Origin of the sequence: Micrococcus sp. CH7, assembly GCF_001595485.1 — a bacterium.
Lineage (GTDB): Bacteria > Actinomycetota > Actinomycetes > Actinomycetales > Micrococcaceae > Micrococcus > Micrococcus luteus.
On sequence record NZ_LOSQ01000026.1, the window covers coordinates 1 to 4,177 of the forward strand.

The 4,177-nt window shown below is 64.2% G+C and carries 3 protein-coding genes; 2 read left to right on the forward strand and 1 reads right to left on the reverse strand.

The window, feature by feature from the left end; translation table 11 throughout:
* Positions 1-131: 131 nt before the first annotated feature.
* Positions 132-1,838, reverse strand: a complete 1,707-nt coding sequence (locus AUV08_RS07020; RefSeq protein ID WP_231865121.1) for an ABC transporter ATP-binding protein — start codon at positions 1,836-1,838, stop codon at positions 132-134.
* Between the two features lie 114 nt (positions 1,839-1,952).
* Between AUV08_RS07020 and AUV08_RS07025 the strand changes: the two genes are divergently transcribed.
* Positions 1,953-2,549, forward strand: a complete 597-nt coding sequence (locus tag AUV08_RS07025) for a TetR/AcrR family transcriptional regulator (protein ID WP_161972439.1) — start codon at positions 1,953-1,955, stop codon at positions 2,547-2,549.
* Between the two features lie 130 nt (positions 2,550-2,679).
* Positions 2,680-3,807 carry a DUF418 domain-containing protein gene (locus AUV08_RS07030; protein ID WP_061873165.1) on the forward strand — a complete coding sequence of 376 codons (1,128 nt, stop codon included), beginning with the start codon at positions 2,680-2,682 and terminating at the stop codon, positions 3,805-3,807.
* Positions 3,808-4,177: the final 370 nt, after the last annotated feature.

Here is a 4,177-nt window from a genome sequence, read left to right on the forward strand (position 1 = left end):
GGGTTGTTGAGGAACTTCCATCCTGCGGGAGAGGTCCGCTCGTCTCATCTCAGCCCGGCACCCATGTCAAGAACCTCATGCCCCACAACAGCATTCGGAAGGTCATGATCTTCTCCTTTGTGCGTTGAGGGCTAGACGGAAATGCGGAGTGCGGCGATGAATTCGCGGTAGAGCTCGTCGCGTTGGTAGAGGGCGGCGTGGGTGCCGGAGTCTCGGACCTGGCCGTCGTCGATGATGAAGATGGTGTCGGCATCGACGACTGTCGAGAGTCGGTGGGCGATGGTGACCACGGCGCCGCGTGCGGCGGCTTCAGCGATGGCGGTCTGGATCGCGGCTTCGGTTATGCCGTCGAGTTGGGCGGTTGCCTCGTCGAGCAGCAGCACCTCGGGAGCGCGGATCAGGGCGCGGGCGACGGCGAGGCGTTGCCGTTCTCCGCCGGAGAGATTGGTCGCCGCGACGGAGGTCTCGAGTCCTTCGGGGAGGGCACGGACGGTGTCGGCGAGGTGGACGGCTTCGAGTGCTGCCCAGATCTCTTCCTCGCTTGCCGCGGGGTCCCGGAAGTTGACGTTCTCTCGGACGGTTCCGGGGACGACCGGCGTCTCCTGCTCGACGTAGGCGATTCGGCGCCGGACCTCGTCAATGTTCCAGTCCTGGTAGCTGACGCCGTCGAGCTTCACGGTGCCGGATTCGGGTTCAAGGAACCGCAGCAGCAAGGAGAAGATGCTGGTCTTGCCCGCGCCGGAGGGTCCGACGAACGCGGTGTGACCGGTGCGGGGGATGCTCAGGCTGACGCCGTTGAGTGCTGGGGTGGTGGCGTCGTCGTAGCGGGCGGTGATGTTCTCCAGTTCGAGGACGGCGTCGGTGCTGAGGGGCTTCAGGTGGGAGCCGCCGGCGCGCGCGGTGACGTCTTCGAGGGCAAGATCCTCTGTTTCGTGGATGCGTGCGGCCGCGGCGAGGCCGGACTGCAGCTGGGTGAATGCCATGGTCATGTCCGATATCGGGTCGATCAGGTTATAGGCATAAAGGAGGAACGCCACGAGGGTGGAGACGGCGAGGGCTCCCTCGCTGATGCGCCAGGCTCCGATGCCGAGAATGGCGATGATCACCAGCTGGATTCCGACCGCGGCGATGGTCCACGCGGTGGAGGAGATCAGCACGGAACGCAACGAGTGCTTCGCGGCGATGTGCGCCTGGGCGTTGACATCGTCGATGACCCGGTCTTCGGCGCGGCTGGACTTGACGGTGCGGATCGCGCGGATCCCGCCTTCCAGACTGCCACCGAGATCCCCGAGCGCCTCTTGTGCCTGCCGGTCGGCTTTGCCGATGAGCGGCATGATACCGCCGAGGATCGCACCGACCAGCAGTACCGCTGCGAGTGTGGCGAGCACGAGCGGGACGTCGAGAACAGCCATCAGGATGACGGTGCCCACGACCGAGACGATGCCGTTGATGATCTGCACGACGCTCGTGGTTGCCGCCTCCCGCAGCAGCACCGTGTCGCTCGTGACGCGGGTGACCAGTTCCCCGGTGCGGAAGCGGTGGATCTGCTGCAGCTTCGCCCGGAAGAACCGTTCGACGAGGGAGACGCGGGCGTTGAGGACGATGCGCTCCGCCGTGCGACCCAGCACGTACCACTGTGCGAACGCCGCGGCTGAGCCCACGACGAGCAGGATCAGGAGCAGTCCGATCGGCTTCGACAAGTCGAGGTTGCCACCGAGGGAGTCCATCACCCACTTCGTGGCAAGCGGCGTCGCCAAGGCAGCGCCGGTCGTGATGAGGCCCAATGCGAGGCCCAGGAGGATGGCGCCCGAATGGGGGCGAGCGAACGTCCAGAGCACACGGATGTGTGCACGAAGAGTCCCAGTTTTCGGATCAGACATGCAAAAAGTAGAACATGGCTGTTCCATTATTGTCAAGTACGGTCTATTGTGGGTCGCATGTATACTGTGATCATGGACTCCTCCGTTGACACGTCGAGCACTGAATCGGGAACCCGCGCCCGCACCCGTTCGGCGATCCTCGACGCCGCGATCGCGCTGCTGCCGTCGAATCCGTCCGCTTCGCTCGCGGACGTTGCCGAGCGGGCGCGGGTGGGTCGCACGACGCTGCACCGCTACTTCCCCGAACGCGCAGATCTCCTCACCGCTGTCGCCGCGACGGTGGTGCAGCGGGTGGACATGGCCGTGGATCTGGCCGAGCCGGAGCGGGGTCCGTTCCTGCCCGCGATTCGCCGCACGGCGGATGCGCTCCTCGAGCACGGACCGATCATGATGTTCATGTATTCAGACCCGCAACTCCTCCCTGACATCGAACGGTGGGAGGAGACCACCGAAGATGAAGGGCACGTGCTCGAGCGGCTCTTCGCTCGAGAAGAAGCGCTGTTCCGGACCGGGCTGACCGCGAAATGGGCCGCGAGCGTGTTCTGGGCTCTGCTCTACACCGGCTGGGAGTACATCGACGAAGGCCTCTTCACCCGCCAGCAGGCCATCGAGTCCATCATGACCACCTTCGCGGGCGGAGTTCTCGACACCACCGCGCTAAACGAATAGCGCCCCCGGCAGGCTACTTAGCCTCACCCGCGCAGCTCCGCCCCAACGGGGAGTGCCTGGTGTCGCGCCCAGAATGAGCGAGCGACGCCACCCTCCGCATTTCCAACACCTGAAAGACAGGTTCCTGCCCATGAGTGCTCGTCGTCGCGTCATCGCGTTGGACGTCCTTCGCGGACTGGCCATCATCGGCACACTGGCGTCCAATATCTGGGTCTTCACCGATCTCGCCGCCGTCGACACCAGCAGCAATGTCGGCCCTCTCGAAGACTTCGCCGAGTGGCTCCCGAACGGCAAATTCATCGGCCTGCTCACCATCATGTTCGGCATCGGCCTGGAGATTCAACGCCAGTCCGCGCTCCGCGCCGGCGAGAAATGGCCAGGAAAATACCCCTGGCGGGCGGGGCTCCTCTTCCTCGATGGACTTATCAACTACATCTTCGTCGTACAGTTCGACGTCCTCCGCGCCTACGCCGTCACCGGCCTCCTCGTCGCCTTCCTGCTCCTCACCAGCCAGCGCGTCCAATGGTGGCTGATCGCCCTGTTCGTCTCCGCACACATCGCATTCACCCTCTGGAGCGCATCCCCCCTCAGCGACCGCTTCATCCAAGACCTCGGCCTCCAGGGCTTCACCAAGATGAACTACACCGATAGTGGGGGCACTTGGTGGGAGAACACCCTCACCACGATGGGCGACATGTCGAGCGCTTTCGGATTCGGCTCCGAATTTCCCATCATCATCGTGATGGGCCTCGGCGTCTTCCTCATCGGCGCGAACCTCTACCGCGTCGGCGTCTTCACCGAGACCCGCCGAGCCCTCCGATACTCACTCATCGCAGCCGGCGCCATCGCGCTGCCTCTCGACTACTACCTCGCCAACATCTCCGAAGACTTCTTCGACTTCGCCCGATACGGGGCGTCCGTCATCGTCGCCCTCGGCATTCTCGCCGCCGTCGCAGAGTTCTACGTCCGGCGACCACAACTCGGCCGCACGGGTAGGGTCCTCTCGTCGATCGGCAGGATGGCGCTCAGCGGATATCTCCTTCAGAACATCCTCGGCGTGATCTGCCAGTACACCGTCTTCCGGCTGCCCTTCTTCGACCAGATCGGAGCCTTCTGGACGGCAACCCTCGGATTCGTCACCATCACCGCAATCCTGATCGTGTTCTCCTCGCTCTGGCTACGCCGATTCCCACGAGGACCCATGGAAACGGTCATGGACTGGGCGTACCGAAAGCTCTCCCGCACCCCCAATGCGTGAATCGGGCGTTGTCGTCTTACCGGATTTCGTCTTGCCGCGCGGCTGAGCCACAAAGCATCGCTCGGCGGACCTTTCAACGTCATCACGACGCTCGAAATGATCGGTCCAGGCGGTGAAAGTGAAATTCGACGATTGGAGTGATCACTTCGGAGCGCTGGGCTTGCTCCGGAGGTTGGTTGCGGCGGGCGTGCCGAAGGCGTTGCACGCGTGGTCAGCGGGGCGCGCCCCACGGATCCCGGCCTGGTGGATCGTCCGGACGCTGGCCAACGCCGAGGGTCTTTGACCGCACTCGATGCGCCGCCGCTGATCTGCGATCGACGGACTGCGTCGCGCGTCTTGCCAACTGATTAGGAGCCGTCCGCCGTCGAGT